This window comes from Pedococcus dokdonensis, from assembly GCF_900104525.1.
Lineage (GTDB): Bacteria > Actinomycetota > Actinomycetes > Actinomycetales > Dermatophilaceae > Pedococcus > Pedococcus dokdonensis.
This window is the reverse complement of the sequence record NZ_LT629711.1, coordinates 2,747,610-2,773,220: the sequence shown is the minus strand read 5'-3', so window position 1 is coordinate 2,773,220 and position 25,611 is coordinate 2,747,610. Positions and strand designations below refer to the sequence as shown.

General features: G+C 72.3%; 23 protein-coding genes. 14 read left to right on the top strand and 9 right to left on the bottom strand.

Annotation, left to right across the window (positions count from 1 at the left end; genetic code table 11):
* Window positions 1-97: 97 nt before the first annotated feature.
* Together BLQ34_RS13095 and BLQ34_RS13090 are read left to right on the top strand one after the other, a co-directional pair.
* Complete coding sequence (locus BLQ34_RS13095; protein ID WP_091786267.1) at window positions 98-580, top strand: hypothetical protein; 483 nt, start codon at window positions 98-100, stop codon at window positions 578-580.
* Window positions 581-650: 70 nt separating this feature from the next.
* Window positions 651-2,066, top strand: coding sequence for a multicopper oxidase family protein (locus BLQ34_RS13090; RefSeq protein WP_231961146.1), 1,416 nt, complete (start codon window positions 651-653; stop codon window positions 2,064-2,066).
* A gap of 59 nt (window positions 2,067-2,125) precedes the next feature.
* Here BLQ34_RS13090 and BLQ34_RS13085 read toward each other — a convergent pair whose 3' ends face one another.
* From BLQ34_RS13085 to BLQ34_RS13065, 5 genes are all read right to left on the bottom strand, one after another.
* On the bottom strand, window positions 2,126-2,806 hold the full coding sequence (locus BLQ34_RS13085; RefSeq protein ID WP_091786261.1) for a DedA family protein: 681 nt from the start codon (window positions 2,804-2,806) through the stop codon (window positions 2,126-2,128).
* A gap of 133 nt (window positions 2,807-2,939) precedes the next feature.
* On the bottom strand, window positions 2,940-4,862 hold the full coding sequence (locus BLQ34_RS13080) for an elongation factor G (protein WP_091786258.1): 1,923 nt from the start codon (window positions 4,860-4,862) through the stop codon (window positions 2,940-2,942).
* A gap of 156 nt (window positions 4,863-5,018) precedes the next feature.
* Entirely contained in the window at window positions 5,019-6,935 is a 1,917-nt protein-coding gene (locus tag BLQ34_RS13075; protein ID WP_172829405.1) for a choice-of-anchor Q domain-containing protein, read from the bottom strand.
* Window positions 6,936-7,053: 118 nt separating this feature from the next.
* A complete protein-coding gene (locus BLQ34_RS13070) occupies window positions 7,054-8,349 on the bottom strand; it encodes an acyltransferase family protein (RefSeq protein WP_091786252.1) in 1,296 nt (431 codons plus the stop codon).
* Window positions 8,350-8,480: 131 nt separating this feature from the next.
* On the bottom strand, window positions 8,481-9,350 hold the full coding sequence (locus BLQ34_RS13065) for an LLM class flavin-dependent oxidoreductase (protein WP_091786249.1): 870 nt from the start codon (window positions 9,348-9,350) through the stop codon (window positions 8,481-8,483).
* A gap of 66 nt (window positions 9,351-9,416) precedes the next feature.
* Between BLQ34_RS13065 and BLQ34_RS13060 the strand changes: the two genes are divergently transcribed.
* The 8 genes from BLQ34_RS13060 (at window position 9,417) to BLQ34_RS13025 (ending at window position 14,557) form a co-directional block, all read left to right on the top strand.
* Window positions 9,417-9,827, top strand: coding sequence for a VOC family protein (locus tag BLQ34_RS13060; RefSeq protein ID WP_091786246.1), 411 nt, complete (start codon window positions 9,417-9,419; stop codon window positions 9,825-9,827).
* Window positions 9,820-10,518: a TrmH family RNA methyltransferase gene (locus tag BLQ34_RS13055; RefSeq protein WP_091786243.1), complete on the top strand. Its 699-nt coding sequence runs from the start codon at window positions 9,820-9,822 to the stop codon at window positions 10,516-10,518. Before BLQ34_RS13060 ends, BLQ34_RS13055 begins: the two co-directional genes overlap by 8 nt.
* A 73-nt stretch (window positions 10,519-10,591) precedes the next feature.
* Window positions 10,592-10,951, top strand: a complete 360-nt coding sequence (locus BLQ34_RS13050; RefSeq protein WP_157693041.1) for a YciI family protein — start codon at window positions 10,592-10,594, stop codon at window positions 10,949-10,951.
* A gap of 7 nt (window positions 10,952-10,958) precedes the next feature.
* Entirely contained in the window at window positions 10,959-11,321 is a 363-nt protein-coding gene (locus tag BLQ34_RS13045; protein WP_091786238.1) for a YciI family protein, read from the top strand.
* Window positions 11,318-11,680 (top strand): YciI family protein, encoded by a 363-nt coding sequence (locus BLQ34_RS13040; RefSeq protein WP_091786235.1) that lies wholly within the window; start codon window positions 11,318-11,320, stop codon window positions 11,678-11,680. Before BLQ34_RS13045 ends, BLQ34_RS13040 begins: the two co-directional genes overlap by 4 nt.
* The gene (locus BLQ34_RS13035; protein WP_091786232.1) at window positions 11,677-12,942 is read left to right on the top strand and encodes an RNA polymerase sigma factor; all 1,266 of its coding nucleotides are present in this window, start codon (window positions 11,677-11,679) and stop codon (window positions 12,940-12,942) included. Before BLQ34_RS13040 ends, BLQ34_RS13035 begins: the two co-directional genes overlap by 4 nt.
* 185 nt (window positions 12,943-13,127) lie before the next feature.
* The gene (gene fbaA, locus BLQ34_RS13030; protein ID WP_091786225.1) at window positions 13,128-14,156 is read left to right on the top strand and encodes a class II fructose-bisphosphate aldolase; all 1,029 of its coding nucleotides are present in this window, start codon (window positions 13,128-13,130) and stop codon (window positions 14,154-14,156) included.
* Entirely contained in the window at window positions 14,153-14,557 is a 405-nt protein-coding gene (locus BLQ34_RS13025; RefSeq protein ID WP_091786222.1) for a DUF3151 domain-containing protein, read from the top strand. Before fbaA ends, BLQ34_RS13025 begins: the two co-directional genes overlap by 4 nt.
* A gap of 66 nt (window positions 14,558-14,623) precedes the next feature.
* Here BLQ34_RS13025 and BLQ34_RS13020 read toward each other — a convergent pair whose 3' ends face one another.
* On the bottom strand, window positions 14,624-15,199 hold the full coding sequence (locus tag BLQ34_RS13020) for a hypothetical protein (protein ID WP_091786219.1): 576 nt from the start codon (window positions 15,197-15,199) through the stop codon (window positions 14,624-14,626).
* Window positions 15,200-15,512: 313 nt separating this feature from the next.
* On the opposite strand from BLQ34_RS13020, the gene BLQ34_RS13015 reads away from it, so the two are divergent.
* The 3 genes from BLQ34_RS13015 (at window position 15,513) to BLQ34_RS13005 (ending at window position 18,306) form a co-directional block, all read left to right on the top strand.
* On the top strand, window positions 15,513-16,355 hold the full coding sequence (locus BLQ34_RS13015; RefSeq protein WP_091786217.1) for a helix-turn-helix domain-containing protein: 843 nt from the start codon (window positions 15,513-15,515) through the stop codon (window positions 16,353-16,355).
* A gap of 96 nt (window positions 16,356-16,451) precedes the next feature.
* Window positions 16,452-17,753: an adenylosuccinate synthase gene (locus BLQ34_RS13010; RefSeq protein WP_091786214.1), complete on the top strand. Its 1,302-nt coding sequence runs from the start codon at window positions 16,452-16,454 to the stop codon at window positions 17,751-17,753.
* 4 nt (window positions 17,754-17,757) lie between these two features.
* Window positions 17,758-18,306: a DUF402 domain-containing protein gene (locus tag BLQ34_RS13005; RefSeq protein ID WP_091786212.1), complete on the top strand. Its 549-nt coding sequence runs from the start codon at window positions 17,758-17,760 to the stop codon at window positions 18,304-18,306.
* 118 nt (window positions 18,307-18,424) lie between these two features.
* On the opposite strand, the gene BLQ34_RS13000 is transcribed toward BLQ34_RS13005, so the two are convergent.
* The 3 genes from BLQ34_RS13000 to BLQ34_RS12990 all read right to left on the bottom strand — a co-directional run bounded on the left by BLQ34_RS13000 (window position 18,425) and on the right by BLQ34_RS12990 (window position 24,080).
* Window positions 18,425-20,437, bottom strand: a complete 2,013-nt coding sequence (locus tag BLQ34_RS13000) for a hypothetical protein (RefSeq protein ID WP_091786209.1) — start codon at window positions 20,435-20,437, stop codon at window positions 18,425-18,427.
* A gap of 202 nt (window positions 20,438-20,639) precedes the next feature.
* Complete coding sequence (locus BLQ34_RS12995; RefSeq protein ID WP_091786207.1) at window positions 20,640-22,937, bottom strand: HelD family protein; 2,298 nt, start codon at window positions 22,935-22,937, stop codon at window positions 20,640-20,642.
* Window positions 22,938-23,021: 84 nt separating this feature from the next.
* Window positions 23,022-24,080, bottom strand: a complete 1,059-nt coding sequence (locus BLQ34_RS12990) for a helix-turn-helix transcriptional regulator (protein ID WP_157693040.1) — start codon at window positions 24,078-24,080, stop codon at window positions 23,022-23,024.
* Between the two features lie 244 nt (window positions 24,081-24,324).
* On the opposite strand from BLQ34_RS12990, the gene purD reads away from it, so the two are divergent.
* The gene (gene purD / locus BLQ34_RS12985) at window positions 24,325-25,608 is read left to right on the top strand and encodes a phosphoribosylamine--glycine ligase (RefSeq protein ID WP_091786205.1); all 1,284 of its coding nucleotides are present in this window, start codon (window positions 24,325-24,327) and stop codon (window positions 25,606-25,608) included.
* Window positions 25,609-25,611 lie beyond the last annotated feature (3 nt).

Below are 25,611 nucleotides of genomic sequence, written 5' to 3'. Positions count from 1 at the left end.
GCTAGTACCGAAAACCGGTGTCGCGGGCGCCGGTCGCACGCCACCATGGTCTGTTGACCGGGGCTCCGCACGCCCCGCAGACCGAGAGGGGTTCGCAATGCGCAAGGTCTACCGGGTACTCGCCTTCCTCGTCGCCATCGAGGTGGCCCTGCAGGCGATGTTCATCGTCTACGGCGACGCCGGCCTCGGCCTGTGGGTCGATGACGGAGGGGTCGTCGACAAGGCGACCTTCGAGAACGCGTTCGAGTCGGGTGAGGCGCCCTTCCCGGAGTTCCAGGCGTTCATCCTGCACGGCATGAACGGCATGATGGTGATCCCGCTGCTGGCCCTGCTCCTGGTGATCAGCTCGTTCTTCGCCAAGGTGCCGCGCGGCGTGGCGTTCGCGTTCGGCGTGCTGGTCCTCGTGCTGCTGCAGGTGACGCTCGGCCTGATGGGCCACAGCATCGCCGCCCTGGGCGCGCTGCACGGGCTCAACGCCCTCGCCCTCTTCTCCGTCGCGGCGTGGACCGGCATCCGGTCCCGCGCGGGCGCGGCGTCGAAGGGCGCTGACCGCGAGTCCGCGGAGCGCGTTGCCGTCTGACGACCCGGGGGGTCGGGGAAGGCGGCGGGCGCGCGTCCGTCTGGTCGTCGCGCTCGCCGCCACTCTGGCAGTGCTCCTGCCGCTGGCCTGGCTGTGGTCGGCCAGCCTGATCCCGTCGTCCTACTCGGTGCTCACGATGGGACCGGCGGACACCGGGGGAGTGCCGGGCTCCCACCCGCACCTGCCCGGTGCCGCCGGCGGCCGGGACGTCACCACCCTCGTCGAGCCGTCCCGCGCCGCTCCCGACGTCGAGGTCACCCTGACCGCGCGCCAGCAGAAGGTGACGGTGCCAGGGGGACCCACGCTCACGGCATACACGCTCAACGGCACGACGCCCGGGCCGACCATCCGGGCGCGCGAGGGCGACCTCGTGCAGGTGACCCTCGTCAACGAGTCGGTGCCGGGGGGCACCACCCTGCACTGGCACGGCATCGACGTCCCGAACGCCGAGGACGGCGTCGCCGGGGTGACCCAGGACGCGGTGCCGGTCGGGGGACGGCACGTCTACCGGTTCCGGGCCACCCAGGTCGGCACGTACTGGTACCACTCGCACCAGATCTCGCACGAGCAGGTCGTGAAGGGGCTGCTCGGAGCGGTGGTGGTGACCCCGCGGGCCGGCCTCGGCGGCGACGTCGACGTGGTCGGCCTGTCGCACCTGTATGCCGGGCGCCGGGCCGTGCAGGGCCGCGGCGGAGACGTGCCGGTCGAGGTCGTCGCGGGGAAGTGGGCGAGGGTGCGGATCATCAACACCGACAACGGGATCATGCCGGTCTGGGTCAGCGGCGCGTCCTACCAGGTGGTGGCTGTGGACGGGACGGACGTCAACGGTCCGACAGCCGTGGAGGGCAAGAAGGTCGCCCTCGCGGCCGGTGGCCGGGTCGACCTGAGGGTGCAGGTCCCTGCCACCGGTGCGGTGCGGGTCGAGATGGGCGGCGCCGCGCTCGTGCTCGGGCCGCCCGGCAGCTCGGCTCCGGCCACCCGCGCGCCGACGGACGTGGTCGACCTGCTGAGCTACGGCACGCCCCAACCCCTCGGCTTCGACCCCACGAAGCCCGACCGGAGGTTCACCTACAGCATCGGGCGGCGGCCGGGCTTCGTGAACGGCAAGCCGGGGGTGCACTGGACCGTCAACGGCAAGATGTTCCCGGGAGCGCCGATGTTCATGGTCGCGGAGGGTGACGTCGCAGTGGTGCGCATCGACAACCACTCCGGCGAGACGCACCCGATGCACCTGCACGGCCACCACGTGGTGGTGCTCGCCCGGGACGGCGTCAAGGCGACCGGGAGCCCGTGGTGGACCGACAGCCTCGAGGTCGGCAACAACCAGACCATGGACGTGGCGTTCGTCGCCGACAACCCCGGCATCTGGCTCGACCACTGCCACAACCTGCCGCACGCCAAGGAAGGCCTCCAGGCCCACCTGATGTACGAAGGCGTGACGACGACGTTCAAGCTCGGTCGGGACACCCCCAACAGCCCCGAGTGAGGTCACCCCCATGCCGGGTCGGTGTCACCGGGCGCCTTGGCGCCCGGCACTACCCCGAGCTACTTCTTGAGGTCGTCGATCGCCTCGCCGGTCTCCTCGAGGATGGTCTCGGTCGCCGTGCGGCCGCGACGGGCCCGGATGATCTCGATCCCCATCGGGATCACCGAGACCAGCACGATCAGCAGGATCGCCGCCTCGAGGTGCTCCTTGAGGACCGGGAAGGCGTTGCCGAGGAAGTAGCCGAGCAGGGTGACCCCGGTGGCCCACAGGGCCGCACCGACGCCGCTCCAGACGAAGAAGTGCCGCCGGTCCATCCGCCCCACTCCGGCGACCACGGTGATGAAGGTGCGCACGATCGGCACGAACCGGCCGAGCACCAGGGCCTTGGCGCCATACCGCTCGAAGAACTCGTGGGTCTGGTCGAAGTACTTCTTCTTGAGGAACCGGCCCTCGCGCTCGTAGAGCGGCGCCCCCACCGCGCGCCCGATCTCGTAGCCCACGACATTGCCGGCGAAGGCGACCACGGTGAGGATCAGGCAGGCCACCGCGATGTTCATCGAGATCGAGCCCTCGGCGATGAACAGCCCCACGGCGAAGAGCAGCGAGTCGCCGGGCAGGATCGGGAACAGCAAGCCGCACTCGATGAACACGATCGCGGCGCTGACCCAGAAGAACTGGTCGCCGAAGCGCTCGAGGAGCCACTGCGGGTCCATCCAGTTCGGGCCGAGGGAGGGGGTCATCACGCGACAAGGGTATGCCGGGGGCCTCCTCCCGCCCGAATCCTCACCTGAGCGTCCCCTGAGAGCGCCGGTTCGAGGTGATATCCGACCGGAATCCGGTCGGATATCACCTCGAACGGGGGGGCGGGCGAGGTCAGCCGGCGGGCCAGCTGCGCTGGATGCGGGTCCAGTCGCCGATCTGGGCGAACGGGTCGGGCCGGGCGCGTCCGCGGGTCGGGGCCGGCCCGGTCGTCGGGGCGTAGTGGTCGAGCCCGGAGGTGAACACGCCTTCGCCGCGGGTCAGGTGCGGGATCCGCTGCTGGACGCCGTGCACCGCGTCGGCCGGCACCTCACCGGCCAGCAGCGCCGACCGCCCGGACACGGTGGTCTCGAGCGGCACGGCCCGGTGGCGGGACAGCTCGCCGAGCACCGAGCTCAGGGTGTCCTCCGGCACCTCGAGCTCGAACCGGTGGATCGGTGCGCAGACCACGGTCCCGGCCTCGACGAGCGCCTCGGCCAGGACGAGCCTGGTGAGGCTGCGGAAGTCCTGGGCCGTGCTCGACATCGCCTTGTCGAAAGTGGCGTGCGAGTGGCTCTGGCGCGGGTAGTAGCCGGAGTGCGTCATGACGACCCGGGCATCGGGGACCGCCCACCCGTGCACGCCCTCCTCCAGCGTGGCGTCGATGCCCTCGCGGACGGCCGTGAAGAACGCCGGCGGCATCGACCCGAGCTCGATCTCGAGTGCGAACTCGTGACCCGCCCCGACGGGCAACGGTTCCACCCGCAGGCCCACCTGGGCGAGGAACGGGTTGGGCGACACCCCGATCAGCTGGGCCGCCGACCCGACGCCGGTGAGGCGCTCGACGCAGATGCTCGTCGTCGGCCGGAAGGTCACCTCGACGCCGTACTCATCGGCCAGGACCGCGGCGATCACCTCCTTCTGCACCTCGCCATAGAGGGACACGGCGACCTCGCGGCGGCCGTCGTCCCTGCGCAGGTCGATCAGCGGGTCCTGGTCGGCGAGCTCGGTCAGCGCGGCATACATCGCGACGACGTCCTCGGGGCGGACGGCGTCGACGACGGTCTCGAGAGTGGGCCGGGAGAACTCCACGGCACGGCCGGCGGACCGGTCGCCGGCTCCCAACCGGTCCCCGAACCGGTCCCCGATCCGCGCCGCGGACCACCCCGAGACCGCGGCGATGCGCCCGGCGCGCACCTCGTCGACCGGGACCAGCCGGCCGCGGTCGAAGAGCCGCAGGCCGGTGACCTTCTCGGCCGGCCGGCCGTCGAGCTCGACGCGGTCACGGACCCGCAGCGACCCGGTGCGCACCCGCGCCAGCACGGTGCGCCCGCCATCGGTGCGGTCGACCTTGAACACCGTGCCACGCGGCGCGGTGCCGGTCTCGGGTGCCGAGCCGGGCAGGAGCGTGGCGAGGGTGTCGAGCAGGTCGGTCACCCCCGCGCCGGTGATCGCCGACCCGAACAGCACCGGGTGGGCGGCGGCCGCGCGCACCGTCCGGCGCAGCTCACCGAGCTCGGCGGCTCCGACCTCGAACGGCAGGTATGCCGCGTCGCGCGTCCCGGCCCCGGTCACCTGACCGAGGGCGAACGCCTCCGGGCCCAGCCGGGTGGTGATCTCCTCGAGGACCCGGTCGGGGTCGGCGCCGGCCCGGTCGACCTTGTTGACGAAGAGGACGACGGGCAGGGCGAGGCGCTGCAGCGCGCGCATCAGGACGAGGGTCTGCGCCTGGACCCCCTCGACCGCGGACACGACGAGAACCGCCGCGTCGAGCACGGTCAGCGCGCGCTCGACCTCGGCGATGAAGTCGGAGTGGCCGGGGGTGTCGATCAGGTTGAGGGTGGTCGAGCGCCAGTCGAAGGACACGACGGCAGAGCGGATGGTGATGCCGCGTCGGCGCTCCAGCGCCATGCTGTCGGTCTGGGTGTCGCCGGCGTCGACGCTGCCGGGGTGGTCGAGGACACCGGCCTCGTAGAGGACTCGTTCGGTCAGGCTGGTCTTGCCGGCGTCAACATGCGCGACGATCCCCAGGCTGAGGGTCTTGCTTCCAGCTCGCACTGGCCTTCACATCCATTCGGTAGGTGGGTACCTGGCGGGACGTGAAAGCTGCTCGCATCGGTCGCGGTCCTCTCGTGGGTGTTGCTGGGTGGGTGGTTGGTGGGTGCTCCTCCATGGCAACAGGAGGCGGAACCGGGTGGCAACCGGTTTTCGGGGTCAGCAGGCCTTCGGCGGGCCGGAGTCGCCGGCGACGCACAGGTCGGTGCCGGGTCCTCCCTCGAGGACGTCGACCCCCGTTCCACCGATCAGCAGGTCGTTGCCCTTGCCGCCCTCGAGGTGGTCGGCGCCCGGGCCGCCGAGCAGCAGGTCGGCGCCGTCGCCGCCGATGAGGTGGTCGTTGCCGGGACCGCCGACGAGGATGTCGTTGCCACCCAGACCGCAGAGCACGTCGTCCTTGTGCCAGCCGATCAGGAGGTCGGGTCCGGTCGTGCCGGTCCTGGTGCAGACCAGCGCGACCGGCTCCGCGACCTCGACGGCGCCTGCCTCGCAGTTCGTGCCCTGCGGTCGGGTCACGCCGCGTTGGTCGACGGTGAGGATGGTGCACGCGGCGGCGGGGACCGCGCCCGCGGCGGGACTGGTGCCGGCGGGCAGCCTGGTCTGGGTCGAGCCGCCGTTCGCCGCCAGGGCGCCGAGCTGCGGGTCGCCGACATTGGTCTGGTCGCCGGGTCCGCCGACGAAGGCGCACGAAGTGTCGCCGCCGACGTTGTAGCCGCTCGAGATCGTGGTCCCGGCGATCGCGCAGTCGGTGCCGCCGCCGGTCGGGCTCGCGACGATCGAGCCGAAGCTGTCGAGGTCCTCTCCCGTCCCGAGGTTGGCCCCGGTCGGCGCACTGTTGCCCGCCACCGTGGTGTGCCGCAGGAAGGTGTCACCGGTGCTGGTGTAGATCGCCCCGCCGGTGACCGCAGCCGTGTTGCCGGAGAACGTCGAGTTGTCGGACCGGACCTCGCCGGTGGTGGCGTAGATGCCGCCGCCGCGTCCGGTGGCCCCGGTTGCCGTGTTGCCGCTGAACGTCGATCCGTGGACCAGGACCTGCGCCGGCGGAGGGTCGTTGGTGAGCTCGGTGATCAGGACCACCATCCCGGCGCCGGGGCCGGTGCGGGTGTTGCCCGAGATCGTCGAGTTGGTGATCGTCGCGGTTCGCGCGTCGGTCGGGGCGTCCTGGTCGACACTCCACGAGATGCCGCCGCCCAGGGTCGCGCCGGCGGGGGCGTTGCCGGTGATCGTCGAGTCGGTGATCACGAGGTCGCCACAGGCCGAGCAGGACAGGCCGGGGCCGCCGTTGTCGACCGAGTGCGAGCCGGTGAAGGTGAGGAGGCCGTCGCCCTGGCCCGTGGTCGATGCGCCGCCCTGGCCGTTCTGGCTGATGGTGGAGTCGGCGATGCTCATCGCGCCGTCGGTCGCTCCCACGCCGCGCCCGGTGTTCTGGGTGATCGTCGAGCCGGTGAGCGAGATGCCGCCGAGGGAGACCCGGATCCCGGTGCCGGTGTTGGGCCCGACCGTGGAGTCGACCAGCCCGATGTGGGGGCCGCCGCCCATCACCTGTCCGCTGTTGAGCACGGAGCCGGTGCCCGCGTCGTTGCCCGAGACGGTGACGTCGGCGAGGTCGACGTCACCGTTGAACCGGATGGCAGCGCCGTCGGTCGTGTCGCCGCCGGTGACGGTCAGCCCGTCGACGGTCAGCAGCCCGTTGATGTCGAGCTCGTCGAGGGAGCGCTCACCGGCGCAGGTCTGGTCGATCGTCGAGCCGTGACCGTGGATGGTCAGCGGCTGGAGGGTCGTGTAGTCGAGGTCGCCGTCGGTGTTGTCGTCCTCGTCGCCACCGCACCGCGTCAGGGAGTAGGTGCTCGAGGCGGCGAGCTCGATGACGGTCGGCTCGGCTGCGGCGTTGGCCTGGTCCACCGCCTCCCGGAGCGAGAGGAAGCCGTCGGCGCCGTTCACCGTGTCCGCCGTGGTGGTGACGGTCGCCGTGGCCGCCGCGGCGGGCGACGACGTGACCACGATCCCCGCCGTGGCGAGGCCGAGGGTCAGGGCGCAGACGGAGGAGGTGCGCTTCAGGGAGGACGGAGGCAGCATCGCGGGATCCCCTTCAACGGGCCGGACCCCCCGCAGACCCGAGCACGACTGTTCCGCCCCACGATCCTCCGTGCCCGCCGCCCGCGCCATAGTCGCAGCTGACTATCTGGCCGCAGGGTCACTGTTCCGTACGCCGGTGCGGGAGGGGCACGACGCCGAGTCCGACGACGGCCGCGACGGGCAGCAGCGGCCAGATCCAGTGCACGCCCTCGCGCGAGACGATGCCCGACGCGGCCATCACCCCCAGGCCGCCGCAGACCGCGGCGGTCGCGACAGCCGGTCGCCACACCGCGGGTGCTGGGCGGCGGTCGCGGATCGGCGTCTCGAACCGGCCGAACACCAGCACCAATCCTCCGGTGACCGACGCCAGCACCGCGAACCACACCGGTCGGGTGGCCCACCAGGAGCCGGTGAGCGGGGCGGCGCGCAGGCCGAGTCCCCCTGCCAGCAACGACATCCCGATCACCAGCACCATCGCCGTGAGGTGCCAGAGATAGAGCGACATGATCCGCAGGTTGATGACGACGGCCACCGCCCAGATCCGGGGGCGCTCGAGGAGCGTGGCCAGCCGTCGCTCGGCGAGCAGCACCACGCCGGCCTGCGCCAGACCGAGGAACGCGAGGGTGACGCGGGTCGGGTAGGAGTTGTTGAGCACTGCGCCGTCGACCCCGATCATCGAGACCGGGTAGGGCCCGGCCGAGACGAGCGCCACCAGCCCGACCACACCGGCCGCGGCCAGAGCCACCCGCCGACCCCGGCTGGCGAGCGCGCCGTCGAGCCACGCGAACCCGAGCTGGTGCACGGTCGCCCAGACGACGAGGTAGTTCGCGAAGCCGACCCAGTGGTTGTCGCCGGCGATGCTCCACCAGTCGACCAGGCCGCCGACGGCCAGACCGGCGGCGACGCTCCACCAGCCGACACGCTCCCAGAGCGCGAGCAGGAGCGGCGCGACCGCCACGACGACGATGTAGGCCGCGAGGAACCAGGTGGGCACGAGCGCCACCTGCGAGGCGGTGCGCAGGGTCGCACCGGGCACGCCCGCGGCATACGCGATGGAGGCGATCGCCAACCACACGACCAGGAGGGGCAGGACGGGCGCGGCGAGGCGCTGGAGACGCGATCGCAGCCAGCCGGCGTAGCCGTCGCCGCGGCGGCGGGCCGAGCGCCACGACAGGCCGTTCGCGTAGCCGCCGACGATGAAGAACAGTGGCATGACCTGGAAGACCCAGGTGAGCGGGTGGCTCCACGGTGCGATGTTGAGGACGGCGTTGGGGACGAGCCGGCCGTCCTGCACCATCACGGCGGCCATCAGCCAGTGGCCGAGCACGACGGTGAGGATGGCGGCGGCGCGCAGGAAGTCGACGACGCGGTTGCGGTCGGCAGGGGTGGCGGCAGCGAGGGCGCGGGGGTCCATGCCTCGAGGGTGACGCACCGGACCGGTCACCCACCTGAGTAGCAGCGCCCACCCTCCCTGGTCATTCCCGGTCATGCCGAGCTGGGCGGTTCGCCCACCCCGCCGGGGTCGGGTGCGGGAGTCCGCGAGGGTCAGACGAGCAGCGGCCGGACCTCGCGCCCGACGAACGCCACCAGCTCGACCACGTCGGCGACGTCGGTCAGGTCGGCGGTCGGCTGGACCACCACGGTCGTCGCCCCGGCGTCGGCGGCCCGGCCGATCGCTGCCGCGATGTCCTGGGCGCTCCCCGCGGCCACGCGGGTCGGCTCGGGAGCCACGCCCCACTGCGCCAGGTCGGCGTCGGCCCGGGCCTGCGCGTCGGGACCGGCAGCCGTGACGAGGGAGTAGACCACGTCGACCCTGCCGCTGGGCGCCGCGGCGCGAGCCCGGGCGACCGCCGCCCTGAGCTCGGTCTCGCTCTGGCCGGCCGAGATCAGGACGGCGTCGGTGAGCCGGGCGGACAGCTCGATGGTGCGCGGCCCGAAGCCACCGGCGGTCAGCAGCTCACCCGCCTGGGGCGGCCAGTCGAGCTTCACCTGGTCGAGCTGCACGTAACGGCCGTCCACGGTCACCTCCTCGCCGGCGAGCAGCCTGCGCAGAGCGGTGAGGTGTTCCTCGAGGAGGGTCATCGGGGACTCCACCCGCCCACCGACCTGGGCCATCCAGGGCTGCACGCCGTGGCCCACGCCCGGCACGAACCGACCGGGGAAGATCCGCTGCAGGGTCGCCACCTCCATCGCGGTGAGCGCGACGTTGCGCAGCGGGGTCGGCATCAGCCCGAGACCCACCCGGACCCGCTCGGTCGACGCGAGCGCGACCGCTGCGCTGGCGATGCCGCTCTCCTTGAAGCAGTCCTCCCAGACCCAGAGGTCGTCGAGGTGCTCGTCGGCCGCGCGGGCCAGTGGCCGCAGCGCCTCGGGAGGCAGGGTGGGGATGAACGCGACTCCGATGCGGGGTGCCATGCCCCGATCGTGGCACCTGCCACCGTCGCTCGCCCGGGCGCCGGACGGACGTGGTTGGGTGGGGTCATGAACGAGCCCGTGGGCAAGGTGCGCCAGCTGCGGCTGGTGGTGCACGCCGAGGACTACGACGAGGCGCTGCGCTTCTACCGCGACGTGATCGGCATGCCGGTCCAGGAGGCGTATGCCGGTGACGACGGTGCGCTCGTCGCCATCCTCGACGCCGGACGGGCCACGCTCGAGCTCTCGAACACCGCCCAGGTCGAGATGATCGATGAGGTGGAGGTGGGGCGGCGGGTCGCGCCGCACTTCCGGGTGGCGCTGGAGGTCACCGATGCCGCCGGCGCGACCGCCGGGGCCGTCGAGGCCGGCGCCCGGCTCGTCGCACCACCCACCGAGACCCCCTGGCGCTCGCTCAACGCGAGGCTCGAGGCCCCGGCAGGGGTCCAGCTGACCCTCTTCCAAGAGCTCGATGCCTGAGCCCACCCCACCCGCGGGTCCCGACGGCACGTCCGGCCCGGCCGGTGAGGTCGGCGTCGGGCCGTGGCCGGGGGACTGGCCGGCCGGCGACCACTGGGACCCCGAGCTCCTGCGCGACGGCGACCGCCGCAACGTCGTCGACGGCTACCGCTACTGGCGGCACGACGCGATCGTCGCCGACCTCGACAGCCGTCGCCACGACTTCCACGTCGCCGTCGAGAACTGGGGCCACGACTTCAACATCGGCTCGGTCATCAGGACCGCGAACGCGTTCAACGCCAAGGCTTTCCACATCGTCGGCAAGCGCCGCTGGAACCGCCGCGGGGCGATGGTCACCGACCGCTACCAGCACGAGCACCACCACCCCACCGTCGACGACCTCGTGTCCTGGGCCGCGGGAGCGGGCACCCCGGGCCCGGGCGGCGACAGCCAGCCACTCGGCATACCGCTCATCGGCATCGACAACCTCCCCGGCTCGCTGCCGCTCGAGACCTGGGACCTGCCCCGGGAGTGCGTGCTGGTCTTCGGCCAGGAGGGCCCCGGACTCTCCGAGCCGATGCGCGCTGCCTGCGAGGTGGTGCTGCACATCGAGCAGTTCGGGTCGACCCGTTCGATCAACGCCGGCGCGGCGGCCGCGATCGCCATGCATTCCTGGGTGCGGCGCAACATCTTCGGGCAGGCTGTCGATTAGCACCCCGCTCGCTCGTCATCAGGGTGGAAGCACCGGCAGCCGCCGGGAGCGCCGACCGATGAGAGGACCCGTCATGACCCAGTACCTCATTCTCCTCCCGAGCTCCGAGCCGCGGTACGCCGCGCGCACCGAGCAGGAGGCGCAGGAGCTCAACCAGGCCCACGGCGAGTTCGCCGGGCTGCTCGCCGAGCGCGGCCACAAGCTGCTCGGAGGAGCCCAGCTCAGCCCGTCGGCCGAGACCCGCGTCGCCCGCGGCAGCGGCCTCGACCAGGTCACCCTCACCGAGGGCCCCTACGCCGAGAGCGCCGAGCAGGTGGGCGGCTACTACCTCGTCGAGACCGACGACGTCGACGACCTCGGCCAGGTCTGTGGGCGGCTGACGGCGACGCCGTTCCACCCGGCCATCGAGATCCGCCCGACGCTGGGGATGTGAGGCGGCCATGGCCGAGTACGTCGTGCTGATCATCGGTGACGCCGACCGGTGGTGGTCCACCATGAGCATGGACCAGCGCCAGGCCGGGTATGCCGAGTACAACCGGTTCGGGGAGGAGCTCGCCAAGCGGGGCCACAAGGTCACCGGTGGCGCCGAGCTGCACGCCACGAGCGAGGGCCGGCGCATCCCGCCCGGCGGTGGACCGGCCACCGACGGTCCGTTCGCCGAGTCGACCGAGCAGGTCGGCGGCTTCTACCAGGTCGAGACCGACGACCTCGAGGACCTGCTCGAGTGCTGCCAGATCATCGCCGCGCTGGGTGACGGCGTGCAGGTGCGCCGTGTGGTGAAGCCCGAGGACCGCGAGCCGTGAGGTATGTCGTCCTCATCGCCTACGAGCCGGGTCACTGGGAGGCCGCCGACGAGTCGGTGCGTCAGGAGTACTTCGACGCGCACCACGCCTTCGAGGCCTATGTCGAGCAGCACGGTTGGCGGCTCGCCAGCGCAGCGCTCAGCGATGCCGACCTGGCGACGACGATCCGGCGCGACGGCGCCACTGGCGACGTGGTCACCGACGGCCCGTTCGTCGAGCTGACCGAGCAGATCGGCGGCTACTACGACGTCGAGCTGCCGGACCTCGACGCGGCGATCGCGGCGGCGAAGCTGCTGCCGCGGGCCTACACCCTCGAGATCCGTCCCGTCGTGGGCGTGGAGGGCTACGAGGGCCGGTGACGGACGCACCGGCAGCGGACGCGCTCGCGACTGTCGTGCGCGAGGAGTGGGGGCGGCTGACGTCCCTGCTCCTCGCGCGGTTCCGGCGGCTCGACCTGGTCGAGGACGCCCTGGCCGACGCGGTCGAGACGGCCGCCCGCCGATGGGACCGCGACGGGATCCCCGACAACCCGGGGGGCTGGCTGCACACCGCGGCCCGGCGGCGGGTGCTCGACCGGCTCCGGGCCGAGTCGATGGCCCAGCGCAAGGTGCCGTTGCTCGTCGTGGAGGCCGAGGGAAGGGAGGGGTCGCCCGTGCTCGCCGACCCCGGTGACCTGGTGGAGGACGACCTCCTGCGCCTGGTGCTGATGTGCACCCACCCGGCCCTCGACCCCGCCGCCGCCAGCGCGCTCGCCCTGCGGCTGGTGCTCGGCGTGAGCACCGCCGACATCGCCCGGCTGTTCCTCGTGCCGGAGGCCACGATGGCGGCCCGGGTGACCCGGGCCAAGCGCAAGATCGTCACCGCCGGCATTCCGTTCGCCGTCCCGTCAGCCGACGTGCTGCCCGATCGCCTCGACTCCGTCGCCCAGACCGCCTACCTGGCCTTCACCGCCGGCTACGCCCCCGGCTCGGGCCCCGACGCCGTGCGCACCGGTCTGGCAGGGGAGGCGATCCGGCTCGTCCGTGTCGTGCTCCGGCTGCGCCCCGACGAACCCGTCCTGCTCGCGCTGCTCGCCCTGATGCTGCTCCAGCACTCCCGCCGCGACGCGCGCGTCGACGCCGAGGGCGCGATCGTCCTGCTGCCCGACCAGGACCGGTCGCGCTGGCACCGCGACGAGATCGACGAGGGAGTGGCGCTGGCTCACTCGCCCGCCCTCTCCGGACCGCTCACCGTCCAGGCTGCCGGGTATGCCGTGCAGGCCGCGATCGCGGTCGAGCACGCCACCGCGCCGACGGCCGACGCGACGCGGTGGGACGTGATCGTGGCGCGCTACGACGACCTGGTGGCGCTGGCCCCCACCCCCAGTGCGCGCCTCGCACGGGCGGTGGCCGTCGCCGAGGCCCAGGGGCCGCGCGCGGGCCTTGCCGCGCTCGCCGGCCTGGACGACGACCTCGCCCACAGCCACCGGCTGCCGTCGGTGCGGGCCGAGCTGCTGGCCCGTGCCGACGCCCTGGCCGAGGCGGACGCGGCCTACGCGGTGGCCATCGAGCGGTGCGGCAACGACGCCGAGCGCGCCCTGCTCAAGGAGCGTCGCGCGGCCCTCCACGAGCGCCACCCCTGACTCGCGGAGCGCTCTCGTGCAAAAGGCGAGTCAGCGCCGCCTGCACGGCGCACCCGGGCCGACGCGCAGACGGTACGGCCGGGCTGAGACGCGGGTGTCCGCCCGTGCGCGACTCGTGCAAGGATCGGCGGCGACGCAGACGTCGACGCCGCGCGCGCCGCCCCCCGCCAGTCGAAGGAGACCCCATGCCCATCGCCACCCCTGAGGTGTACGCCGACATGCTGGACCGCGCGAAGGCCGGGTCCTTCGCCTATCCCGCGATCAACATCTCGTCGTCGCAGACCCTCAACGCTGCGATCCGCGGCTTCGCCGAAGCAGGCAGCGACGGCATCGTGCAGGTCTCCACCGGTGGCGCCGAGTACCTCTCCGGCCCGACCGTGAAGGACATGGTGACCGGCTCGATCGCGCTCGCCGCCTACGCCCACGAGGTCGCCAAGAAGTACGACGTCAACATCGCGCTGCACACCGACCACTGCCCCAAGGACAAGCTCGACGGCTTCGTCCGCCCGCTGCTCGCGGCGAGCGCCGAGCGGGTCGCGGCCGGCGGGACCCCGTGGTTCCAGTCCCACATGTGGGACGGCTCCGCGGTGCCGCTCGACGAGAACCTCGAGATCGCCCGTGAGCTGCTCGCGCTGGCCAAGGACGCCCACGTCATCCTCGAGATCGAGGTCGGTGTCGTCGGCGGCGAGGAGGACGGCGTGGAGGGTGCGATCGACGACAAGCTCTACTCCACGCCGGAGGACGCCATCGCCACCATCAACGCGCTCGGGGCCGGCGAGAACGGCCGCTACCTGACCGCCCTCACCTTCGGCAACGTGCACGGCGTCTACAAGCCGGGCAACGTCAAGCTCCGCCCCGAGATCCTCAAGACCGCCCAGGAGGCGGCCGCCCAGGCCCTCGGCCTCGCCAGCGACGCGCGCCCGTTCGACCTGGTCTTCCACGGCGGGTCCGGCTCGACCGCCGAGGAGATCGCCGCCGCGGTCGACTTCGGCGTCGTGAAGATGAACGTCGACACCGACACCCAGTACGCCTTCACCCGTCCGGTCGCCGGCTACATGCTCAGCAACTACGAGGGTGTCCTCAAGGTGGACGGCGAGGTCGGCAACAAGAAGCAGTACGACCCGCGCGCCTGGGGCAAGGAGGCCGAGGCCGGCATGGCCGCCCGCGTCGTCGAGGCCTGCGAGAACCTCCGCTCGGCCGGCACCCACCAGTGACCGACAACCTGCTCGGCATCCCCGAGACCCGGCTGCCCGCCGACCCTGCCGCCACGAAGCTCGAGGAGGGCGTCGCCGCCGACCAGGTGGCCGCGGCATACCCGACCTCGTCGCTGGCCTGGGCCACGCTGGCCGAGGACGCACTCGCCGACGGACGCACGGTCGAGGGCTACGCCTACGCGCGCACGGGTTACCACCGTGCGTTGGACTCGTTGCGCCGCAACGGATGGCGCGGTCAGGGACCGGTGCCGTGGGAGCACGAGCCGAACCGCGGGTTCCTGCGGGCGCTCGCCGCGCTGTCGCGCGCCGCCGGCGCGATCGGCGAGACCGACGAGGAGCAGCGCTGCGCGCAGTTCCTGCGTGACTCCTCGATGACCGGGGCCCGCAAGCTCGGCCTCTGAGTCCACGTGGTGCGGCGCCGCCGGTGGGGAGGGTCGACGGCGCCGCGGGTATGCCGCGTGGTCGCCCTAGTGGGCGAACTTCACCTCGGCCACGGCGTGCATCTGGCGTTGTGAGGCGGCTTCGTTGAGGACGCGGACGGTCAACGTGTACTCGTCGCCCTCCCAGGTGCAGTAGCTCGACCCGGCAGCCCCCTCGCAGCGGATGAACTTCGGTGCGGTCCTGACGGTGGACCCGAAGGCCGTGTCGACGGCCGCCGTCGTGCCCAGCCGGCTGGCGTCGGCCCGGTCGCGCTCGACCCACGCGGTGACGAAGGCCTGCCCGTAGGCCTTCGGGTTGTCGGGGATCGTCACCGGGTCCTTGGCCGGTGGCGGGATCGACATCGTGGTGTTCGGCTTGCCCGGGCTGCTCGGAGAGGTCGACGGCAGGGAGGTCGAGGGCGTCGCGGTCGGCGTCTGCGTGACGGTGACGGTGACGGGCGGGACGGTGGTCGTGCTGATCGCCGCGCCGCCGGAGCCGCCGGTGCCGGTGCCACAGGCTGCGAGCAGCGCCGTGACGGCGGTCAGGACGGCGATGGTGGCGGTGGCGCCGGTGCTGGTAACGCCGGTGCTGGTGGCGCCGGTGCTGGTGGGCCGGGTCGACATGGGATCCCCCTCGGATCGGTGATGTGCACTCACCTTCATGGACGCCGTTCGGGGGCCCGGGGTTGCCTCGACCGACCGAGGGACGGGGCGTGTGGGGGACAGAACAGTGACGCCGGGGGACCGGATCCCTGCGGATCCGGTCGCCCGGCGTCGCCCCCTGCCGCGGACCGGAGCCCGCGTGTGCCTGCCCGTCACGTCGTCCCCTGCCGCCTTGACGAGCGGCGTCCCGCCATTCTGCACGACCTCGCAGAAATTGCGGTGGCACTATGCTGCCAATGGACAGATGATGCCGCCGCGGCAGGGGAGAAAGCCTGTGACCAGCAACGATGCGCCTCCGTACGAGGTCGAGCGACTCCTCACCGAGCCGTTCACCCGGCTGCTGCGGATCCTCGAGCGCGGTGAGGAGCAGATCGACGCGAGACGCGCCGAGCTGGCCGAGGTGCGCCACGCGCTCTACGAGCTGACCGGCGCCGGCGGGGTGGTCCGACAGCCGCAGACGGCCGGTCTGGTCGAGCCGTTGGCCCCCGAGACGGCGGCTCCGCTGCTGCGACACCTCATCGGACAGACCACCTCGTTGTCGCGGGTCTGCACGATGGTGATCGACGTCGGCGCGGGGGCCGAGCAGGAGAACTTCCGGCTCAACCAGGACCTGTTGGCGGAGGGACGGTTCCGGCAGCGGACCATCTACCCGATGGACATCATGGACACCGAGGCGGGCCGGGCCTGGGTGCGCTCGTTCGCGGAAGCGGGGGAGGAACAACGGCTCTCCCTCCTCCCGCCGAGCGAGTTCGCGATCTTCGACGAGCACTCGCTCGTCGCCGTCGGTGAGTGGGGCAACCCGGAGTCGCAGTACGTCCTGGTGCGCGAGCCGATGGTCATCGCAGCGTTCATCGAGCTCTTCGACCGCGCGTTCGAGCGGGCTCTCCCGGTCGTGCGCGACCACGAGGCCGACGAGGACGACCAGCGGCTGCTCAAGCTCCTGGGTCTCGGGCTCAAGGACGAGTCGATCGCGCGCTACCTCGGCTGCAGCCTGCGGACCGTGCGGCGCCGGGTGGCCGCGCTGATGGCCGCCCACGGGGTGCAGACCCGGTTCCAGCTCGGCCTCGCCGCGGCAACCGGTGGTCTCGGCTCCCGTGGTGCGGGTGGGGACCGGTAGCCTTTCCCGGTACGGGCCCCGTGCGAACACCGCGGGGCCTGCTGCATGACCAGCGTCTTCGACGCGCACACCGAACAGACATGGAGAGGTGCGGGTATGCCGGCAATCGTGCTCGTGGGCGCCCAGTGGGGCGACGAGGGCAAGGGCAAGGCCACCGACCTGATGGGCAGCGACGTCGACTACGTCGTGAAGTTCAACGGTGGCAACAACGCCGGCCACACCATCGTCATCGAGAAGGACGGCAAGCGCGAGAAGTACGCGCTCCACCTCCTGCCGTCGGGCATCCTCACCCCGACCTGCACCCCCGTCATCGGCAACGGCGTCGTCATCGACCTGGCCGTGCTCTTCGAGGAGCTCGACGGCCTCGCGGCCCGCGGGGTCGACACCTCGCGCCTGCTGGTCAGTGCGAACGCGCACATCATCGCGCCCTACAACCGGGTGCTCGACAAGGTGACCGAGCGCTTCCTCGGTTCCCGCAAGATCGGCACGACCGGCCGCGGGATCGGTCCGACCTACGCCGACAAGATGGCGCGCAACGGCATCCGCGTGCAGGACCTCTTCGACGAGAAGATCCTGCGCCAGAAGGTCGAGGCCGCGCTGGCCCTCAAGAACCAGGTCCTGGCCAAGATCTACAACCGTCGCGCCGTCGAGGTCGACGAGGTGATGGACGAGCTGCTCGGGTATGCCGAGCGGTTGCGTCCCATGGTCGCCGACACCTCCCTGGTGCTCGAGCAGGCCCTCAACGAGGGCAAGACCGTGCTGCTCGAAGCGGGTCAGGCGACCCTGCTCGACGTCGACCACGGCACCTACCCGTTCGTGACCTCGTCCAACGCCACGGCCGGCGGCGCCTGCACGGGGTCGGGCATCCCCCCGACGCGCGTCAGCTCGGTGATCGCGATCCTCAAGGCCTACTCGACCCGCGTCGGTGAGGGACCCTTCCCGACCGAGCTCGACGACGCGAACGGTGAGTTCCTCCGCAAGACCGGTGCCGAGTACGGCACCACCACCGGCCGCCCGCGCCGGTGCGGGTGGGTCGACACCGTCGTGGGTCGCTACGCCACGCGGATCAACGGCGTCACCGACTTCGTGGTCACCAAGCTCGACGTGCTGACCGGTCTCGAGACCATCCCGGTCTGCGTCGCCTACGACGTCGACGGCGTCCGGCACGACGAGATGCCGGTCAACCAGACGGACTTCCACCACGCCAAGCCGGTCTACGAGGACCTGCCCGGCTGGTGGGAGGACATCTCCGGCTGCCGCACCTTCGAGGAGCTGCCGGCCAACGCCCGGGCCTACGTGCTCCGGCTCGAGGAGCTGATCGGTGCCCGGGTCTCCGCGATCGGCGTGGGCCCGGGCCGCGACGAGATCATCAGCCGGCACTCCCTGCTCGGGTCCTGAGCCGGTGCCGGGGGAGCAGCCGCGGTTCGAACCGGGCACCCCGGTGCGCGGTCAGTACAGCAAGTGGGGTGGGGCCCGGCACCACGGCGCCGACCTCGTCTACCTCGGGGCGGACGAGCACGGCGACTGGTTGGGAGACCCGGTCGGCAACCAGTGGTCCGGTGGCCCGAAGTCGTTCGAGAGCGTCAGCGACAACGTGCTGCTCGTGCCCCCCGACCGGGGCAGCACGGCGATGTTCTACTCCGCCCACCCCGAGCAGGCCTTCGAGCTCTACTGCGACATCACCACGGTGCCGGTCTGGGACGGCACGCACGTGACGGCGGTCGACCTCGACCTCGATGTGATCCGCCGGTTCGACGGCAGCTGGTTCGTCGACGACGAGGACGAGTTCGCCGAGCACCGGGTCAGCTACGGCTACCCGGTCGAGGTGGTTGCCGCCGCGGAGGCGGAGTGCGCCCGGGTGGCTGACGAGATCCGGTCCGGCGCAACGCGACTGGCCATGGAGACGGCTGAGCCCTGGTTCGCCGCCTTCCGCCGCCTGCGCCGCGTCTAGCCGACACGGAGCTGGAGGAAGGCGCAACGGCCGCCGGGCCACGAGCACGGGGGGTTGTGGTCCCGGGTCGCGGCTCGACGGCCGTTGCTTCGTCGTCCCGTTGGTGAGACGGCTTGGGTCAGCCGCGGCGGCGGACCACTCTCGTGATGCCCGCACCGGCCAGGACCAGGGCGCCGCCGAGGGCGAGCAGCTCGCTCGTGCCGTCGGCGCCGGTGTGCGCCAGCGCCGGGAGGGCAGAGGCGGCCGGGCCGGCGGCGGGCGCCTTGGTGGGAGCCTTGCCGTGGCCACCGTCGCCGGCACCGCCGTCGCCGGCGCCACCGTCTCCGGTGCCCGGGTCGGCCGGGGCGCAGGGGGCGCCTGCCGGGACCGCCGGGGTCACCAGCTGCTGCACGGTGGACTCCGGGACGGCCGGCGTCAGCTCGTCGCCCTGACGCGTCTGCCCGGTCGTCAACCAGTCGTCACCGTCGGGGGGCGTGCCCTCGGGGAGCCAGGTGTCCTCGGTGTGCGTCACGGCCGGGTGGTCGAGGGACGGCCAGGTCATGAACCAGCCCTCGCCCTGCGGCTCCGTCCCGCCCGGGAGGATGGCGATGTCGGTCTCGAAGTTCAGCGGTCGCACCACCCCCGTGGCCCGGTAGGGAGCCTCGAGCGGGACGTACGAGTCCTGGGCGTGCAGGAAGCTCTGGCCGGTGAGCCAGCCCGAGTTGTCGCTCTCGACCCACGGGCTGTCGGTCGCCGACGTCGTGAACCCGAACTCGTCGTGCGCCTGCTCGACGACCTCCGTCACGGCCTCCTGGTCGACGATCGTCCAGGTCTGGCCAGACTTCGACCAGCCGGCACCCTCGGGGGTGTCCTCGCCGTCGACGTAGGCGAACTCCGTCGTCGCAGGCAGCTCGCGCGTCTGGCCGCGGTCCACCCACTCGTGCAGGCTCGTGGGCTCCGTCTCGGACCACTGCTCCTCCCAGTGGGACACCTCTTCGACCGGCACCTGCTCGTCGTGGGCCGCCTCGTCCACGACCGTGCGGGTGTCGCCGGTCTTGCTCCAGCCCGAGCCCGAGGGGGCTTCGGCGGAATAGTCGGACTTCTCGACGTGCGAGACCTCGGCGACCTCGGGCTCGGCCTCGCGGGTGACCACGTGGCGCGTCTCACCGGTGGGGCTCCAGTCGCCACCGGGGTCCGCCTGGGCCCACTGGTACTCGGTGTCGTAGACGGCAGGGACGGTCACCGTCTCGTAGACCGCGTCGTGGTGGACGGTCTTCCACGTGGTCGGCACGTCCTCGTCGTAGGCCGGCACGTCGACGACCGTCACGGTCTGGTATCCCCACAGCTCCTGCACGACGCGGGTGTTGCCCGTCCACGACCAGAAGATGCTCGGCCGGCTGACGGCCCACCGGTACGTCCAGCCATTGCGCCACTCCTTCTCGGTCACCGACTGGTACACCGGGTGCGTCTCCTGGTGGGTGACCGCGTCGTGGTGGACGGTGTGCGCGAAGACATCGACGACTGACTCGTCGTAGGCCTCCTTGACGAGCTGCTGCTTCGTGCCGGCTGGGGTGACCAGGACCTGGCGCGAGTAGCGGGCCTCGTCGTGGCCCTCCTCGGCGACGGCATCCCGGTGCGGGGTGTCGATGACGGTGCGCTCCCAGACCCACTCGTCGTGGGTCACCGCGTCGTGGTGCACGGTCTCGGACCCGGCCGGCCGGTCGACGACGAGGTAGCCCCAGAGCGTCTCGGTGTGGGCGACGTCGCGCATCCACTCGTGCCGGGTGTGCGACACCTCGGGGGAGGCCGCGACCCCGGGCACGTCCACGACGTGCCGCATCCACCCGTAGTCGGTGTAGGCGTACTCCGCCAGGAAGCGCACCCACAGGTAGTCGGTGTAGGCCGCGAGGTCGGTCACGACGCGGGTCCACTGCGCCTCGGTGAGGTACGTCGCGTCCACCGCCGGGGTGGTGACGGTCTGGTAGGTCGCCGGTTGGGCAGGGGTGCCGCAGCCGGCCGCCTGGGCGGTGCCGGGCACGACGAAGAACGAGGCCCCCACGACCGCGGCGACGGCGATCGTCCTGCTGGTCCTGCTGGTCCTGCCGGTCCTGCTACTGCTCGTGGTGTTGGTGCTGGACTTGGTCTGGTTCATCGACGGTGCTTCTCCCCCCGGCGTGGCCGCCGGCGCTCTTGATCTTCAACAGGTCAAGAGAACCTTTCCGAAAGGTCAGGAAAAGGTAAGCAGATGGTCAAGTGGATGGTCCGAAAGTCGGACCAAGTCGGAGGAAAGGCTCGATTCTGGAGCAGTTTGCCCAAAACGCCGATGCAGGGGACCGACGTGTGTCGGGGATCCGTCAGGCGGGTCGGAGCACCGTCATGCGGTGGGCCGCCCGGGTGAGTGCGACGTAGAGCACCCGCACCCCACCCGGTGACTCCGCGGAGACCTCGTCGGGGTCGACGATGACGGTCGCGTCGTACTCGAGGCCCTTGGTCGACATGGGGTCGATGACGCCCACTCGGTCACTGAGCGTGGCCAGCTCGGCCAGCTCCACGGCATACCGGCTCGGGGTGATCACGGCGATCGAGCCCTCGACCTCCTCGAGCAACGTCTCGACGGCGGCCGTGGCCGCGGCCAGCCACTCGCCACCGCGCACGGCCACCTCGACCGGGTCGACCCCGGTCTCGCGGACCGCCTGCGGGATGTCCGCGTCGGGCACCTGGGCGCGCACCACCCGCGCCGCGTAGTCGAAGATCTCGCGCGCGTTGCGGTAGTTGGTGTCCATGTGGAAGAGCCGGCGCTCCTGCGTGCCGAACGCCTCCTCGCGGGCCCGCCCGGCCTCGACGGCGTCGGGCCAGGACGCCTGCGCCGCGTCTCCGACGACGGTCCACGACGAGTAGCGGCCGCGTCGTCCGAGCATCCGCCACTGCATCGGCGAGAGGTCCTGGGCCTCGTCGACGAGGACGTGGGCGTACTCGCCGGGCGCCTCGACCCGGCCCTGGAGCAGCATCTCGCGCGGGTCGCTGGGGGCGGTGCGCGACCCGGTCGTGGCGGTCGCGCGCCGGTCGACCCCGCTCGGCACCTCGGCCACGCCGAACTGCGAGACGTCGTCGAGCTCCTCGATCTCGTAGAACCCGCGCTCCTCGGCAGGGGCGTCCTGCACTGGACCGAGCCGGGCCGCGAGGTCGTCGACCAGCGCGGCATCCGCGGCCGACCAGCTGCCGACCTCGAGGGCGTGCTGCATGGAGGCAGCGAAGAGGTCGCTCTCCTGCGGGCTGAGGACCCCGGCGCCGTGCTGACGCACCCGCTCGGGGTCGGCGAGCCAGAGCAGCACCTCGCGCGGGTCGACCTGCGGCCACCACGCCTCGAGGAACGCGTCGACCTCGAGGTGGTCCTCGAAGCGGTCCATGAACTCGGCGCGGTCACCCTCACGGACGCTGGACCAGGCGGCCTCGGCCAGCGCGCTCTGCACGGCCTTGGCCGACAGGTTGCGCTGGTGGTTGCGCAGCACCTGCGCGCGGATCCGGTCGAGGACCGGGGCGTCGACGCGCACGGCCTTGCCGTTGACGAAGGCCCGGAACGAGTCGGGTGCCTCGGGCGGGGTGTCCGCCGCCGCGCGGGCCAGCAGCCGGCGGATCCGCAGCGACCCCTTGAGGGCGGCGACCTCGGGGGTGTCGAGCCGGGTGGCGGTGACGCCGTCGACGACGTCACCGAGCGAGCGCAGCGTCACCGACTCCTCGCCGAGCGAGGGGAGCACTCGCTCGATGTATGCGGTGTAGGCGGCCGACGGGCCCACGACCAGGATCCCGCCGGACTCGAAGCGGCGCCGGTCGGAGTAGAGGAGATAGGCGGCACGGTGCAGTGCCACGACCGTCTTGCCGGTGCCCGGGCCGCCGGTGATCTCGGTGATGCCCCGGGCGGAGGCGCGGATGGCCTCGTCCTGGTGCCGCTGGATGGTGGCGACGATGTCGCGCATCTGGGCTCCGCGGCTGCGCGTCAGGGCGGCGAGGAGTGCGCCGTCACCGACGACGACCAGGTCGTCGGGCGCCTCGGGCACCATCAGGTCGTCCTCGACCCCGACCACGTCGGCGCCCTTGCAGCGCAGCACGCGACGGCGCAGCACGTCCATCGGCTCGACCGGGGTGGCCCGGTAGAAGGCCGCCGCGGCAGGCGCGCGCCAGTCGACCACGAGCGGCTCGTAGTCGTCGTCGCGCACCCCCAGGCGGCCGATGTAGCGGGTCTCGCGGTCGGCGTCGCGCGAGGCGTCGGAGAGGGAGTGGTCGAGGTCGAGCCGGCCGAAGACCAGGCCTTCGTACTGGGTGTCGAGGGTCGACCGTCGCCGCGCGGCGTTGAAGACCAGGGCGTCGCGCTCGAAGAGCCCGGTCAGCTCCTCGTCGCGCACGTCGCCGGTGCGGTCGGTGCGGCCGCGCGCCAGCCCGTCGGCCTCGATCAGGCCCGCGCGGGCCTGGGCCTTGGTGAGCTCGGCGTAGACCAGGTCGACGTGGGCCTGCTCGATGGCGATCTCGCGAGCGACCTCGGCGCTGGACGCCTTGTCCGTCGAGGGGGCGGGGCTCGAGGGCTCGGCGCTCGACGGCGGCGCGCTCGAGGACTCGGCGCCTGAGGTCTCGGCGCCCGAGTGTGCGGATCCCGTCACGGTGCGTTGCTTTCTGGTCGATCGGTCGGCCCCCCCACGGGGAGAACGCACGAGTCTAGCGAGCAGGGGTGACCGCGCTGCGCACTAGACCAGACCGCGGCGCGCGGCCTGCACCCCAGCCTGGAAGCGGGTGCCCGCACCGAGCTGGTCCATCAGGGCCCGGACCCGGCGCTCCACGGTGCGCTGGGACACCCCCGCCTGGCGCGCGATCGTCGCGTCGGGTGCCCCCGCCGCGAGCAGCGACAGGATGAGCTGGTCTCGACGTTCAGTCGTCACCCCACCGGTCGCCAGGGTCGAGCCGAGGTCCCAGAGGTGGTCGGAGAGGGCGATCAGGGCGAGCACCATCGAGCGGGCCCGGATCGCGGCCGACCCGAAGCCCGAGGGGTCGAACGCGCTGACGTCGACGATCGCCACCGCCTCGTCCACGATCACGGCCGAGAAGGGCACTCCTGAGGTGAACCGGAAGCGCTCGCCACCGCGCTCGCGGGCCTCGAGGGTCTCCAGCGCGCCGTCGATCTCCAGGACCTCGGTGTCGTAGACCGTCGTGTAGTCCAGCACGTTGCCGCCCACCCCGCGGGTCGGCTCCTCGTGGCTGTGCAGAGGGCTCGCGAACACCGCTCGGGTGCGCGGAGACAGGGAGCGGAACGACCGGATCCGTTCGGTGCCGGCGGCCACCGCCTCCGCGGTCACGGCCGCGATCTCGTCCATCGAGTTGAGGATCCGGACGGTGCCCACGTCGGGCACCCGCGTGGCCGACCGCGCCTGGAAGTAGACCTGAGCCAGCTCGTGGGCGGCCGAGCGCGTCTCGCGGGCGCGTCGTTCGTAGTCCAGGGCCAGCGCGGGAAGGGAGATGTCCGGGGGCACCACCTCCACGCGGCCACCGGGGTGCACCCGGATCAGTCCCCTGCTGCCGAGGACGTCGAGGGAGTGGTCGACCAGGGGCGCCTTCATGCCCTGCGCGATGAGCAGCGACCGGGTCGGCTCCTGGTGCTGGAGGACGGCGAGGTAGACCCGGGTGACGGTCCCCTCCACCTCGGCGGTGTCGGCCTCGATCGCCGGCCCGCGACCGTTGGTCAGCACCGCGTCCGCGACCCCCGCGACGGCGGCCTGCGCGGCCTCGTCCGTCCGACCCTCGTCCGGCATGTGCACATCGTGGCCCGCTGGCGAGATCCCGTCAATGGCGCAAGTCCGCCACGAATGGGCTTTACCTGCGGCCTGACCATGGTCCACTCTTGGTCCAGTCGACAGCGTCGACCCACGTGCATGGTTGCAGGTTCCCCCGCCAGGCGACCGCACGTCGGCTGCGCGGCGTCCCCGGGAGATGTCCCCCCTGCCTCCCCGGGACGCCGCGCACTCATGTCGGGCCCCGAGTCCCTACGCTGGGCCCGTGAAGGTTCTCGTGATCGGTTCCGGTGCCCGCGAGCACGCCATCGTCAGGGCCCTCGGGTCCGACTCCGAGGTGGACGCCGTCATCGTCGCCCCCGGCAACCCCGGGATGGACGCCATCGCGCTCTGCGAGGCCCTGCCCGGCGGTGTGCTCGACGGCGACGGCATCGTCGAGCTGGCCACGCGGCACGCGGTCGACCTCGTCGTGATCGGGCCCGAGGCGCCGCTGGTCGCCGGGGTGGCCGACGTCGTGCGCGCCGCGGGGCTCCCGGTCTTCGGGCCGTCCGCCGCCGCTGCGCAGCTCGAGGGGAGCAAGTCGTTCGCCAAGGACGTGATGGCCGCGGCCGACGTGCCGACCGCGATGGCGCGCGTCTGCCACACGCTCGACGAGGTGGGTGCGGCGCTCGATGCCCTCGGGGCCCCCCACGTGGTCAAGGACGACGGGCTCGCCGCAGGCAAGGGCGTGGTCGTCACCGATGACCGGGACGAGGCGCTTGCCCACGCCCGGGCCTGCCTGGCCAAGGAGGGCGGCGTCGTGGTGGTCGAGGAGTTCCTCGACGGCCCCGAGGTGTCGCTGTTCTGCCTCTGCGACGGAAGCACCGTGATCCCGCTTGCCCCCGCCCAGGACTTCAAGCGGGTCGGCGACGGTGACCAGGGCCCGAACACCGGCGGCATGGGCGCCTACAGCCCGCTCGACTGGGCGCCGGCGTCGCTGGTCGACGAGCTGGTGACCCGGGTCGCGGAGCCCACCGTCGAGGAGATGGCTCGGCGAGGCACGCCGTTCTCCGGGGTGCTCTACGTCGGCGCGGCCGTGACCTCGCGTGGCCCACGGGTCATCGAGTTCAACGCCCGCTTCGGCGACCCCGAGACCCAGGTCGTGCTGGCCCGGCTCCGGACCCCGCTGGGGGGTCTGCTGCGCGCGGCGGCCACCGGCGAGCTCGACGGGTTCGGCACCCTCGCCTGGTCCGACCAGCACGCCGTCACCGTCGTGGTGGCTTCGCACAACTACCCCGGCACACCACGCACCGGCGACCCCGTGACGGGGATCGAGGAGGCCACTGACGTGCCCACGGCATACGTGCTCCACGCGGGCACCGGACGGGCCGACGACGGCACGCTCGTGTCGGCGGGTGGACGGGTGCTCTCCGTCGTGGCGCTCGGCGACAGCCTGAGCCAGGCCCGCGAACGGGTCTATGACGCCGTCGGGCAGATCGAGCTCGAGGGGTCGCACCACCGCACCGACATCGCGCTCGCGGCCGAGCGCGAGGAGCTGCACGTCGGCTGACGG

Bases quoted from the DNA above. Each gene is read 5' to 3' on its own strand.
- BLQ34_RS13095 (WP_091786267.1), top strand. From the start codon at position 98: ATGCGCAAGGTCTACCGGGTACTCGCCTTCCTCGTCGCCATCGAGGTG.
- BLQ34_RS13085 (WP_091786261.1), bottom strand. From the start codon at position 2,806: ATGACCCCCTCCCTCGGCCCGAACTGGATGGACCCGCAGTGGCTCCTC.
- BLQ34_RS13075 (WP_172829405.1), bottom strand. From the start codon at position 6,935: ATGCTGCCTCCGTCCTCCCTGAAGCGCACCTCCTCCGTCTGCGCCCTG.
- BLQ34_RS13070 (WP_091786252.1), bottom strand. From the start codon at position 8,349: ATGGACCCCCGCGCCCTCGCTGCCGCCACCCCTGCCGACCGCAACCGC.
- BLQ34_RS13065 (WP_091786249.1), bottom strand. From the start codon at position 9,350: ATGGCACCCCGCATCGGAGTCGCGTTCATCCCCACCCTGCCTCCCGAG.
- BLQ34_RS13060 (WP_091786246.1), top strand. From the start codon at position 9,417: ATGAACGAGCCCGTGGGCAAGGTGCGCCAGCTGCGGCTGGTGGTGCAC.
- BLQ34_RS13055 (WP_091786243.1), top strand. From the start codon at position 9,820: ATGCCTGAGCCCACCCCACCCGCGGGTCCCGACGGCACGTCCGGCCCG.
- BLQ34_RS13050 (WP_157693041.1), top strand. From the start codon at position 10,592: ATGACCCAGTACCTCATTCTCCTCCCGAGCTCCGAGCCGCGGTACGCC.
- BLQ34_RS13045 (WP_091786238.1), top strand. From the start codon at position 10,959: ATGGCCGAGTACGTCGTGCTGATCATCGGTGACGCCGACCGGTGGTGG.
- fbaA (WP_091786225.1), top strand. From the start codon at position 13,128: ATGCCCATCGCCACCCCTGAGGTGTACGCCGACATGCTGGACCGCGCG.
- BLQ34_RS13020 (WP_091786219.1), bottom strand. From the start codon at position 15,199: ATGTCGACCCGGCCCACCAGCACCGGCGCCACCAGCACCGGCGTTACC.
- BLQ34_RS13010 (WP_091786214.1), top strand. From the start codon at position 16,452: ATGCCGGCAATCGTGCTCGTGGGCGCCCAGTGGGGCGACGAGGGCAAG.
- BLQ34_RS13000 (WP_091786209.1), bottom strand. From the start codon at position 20,437: ATGAACCAGACCAAGTCCAGCACCAACACCACGAGCAGTAGCAGGACC.
- BLQ34_RS12990 (WP_157693040.1), bottom strand. From the start codon at position 24,080: ATGCCGGACGAGGGTCGGACGGACGAGGCCGCGCAGGCCGCCGTCGCG.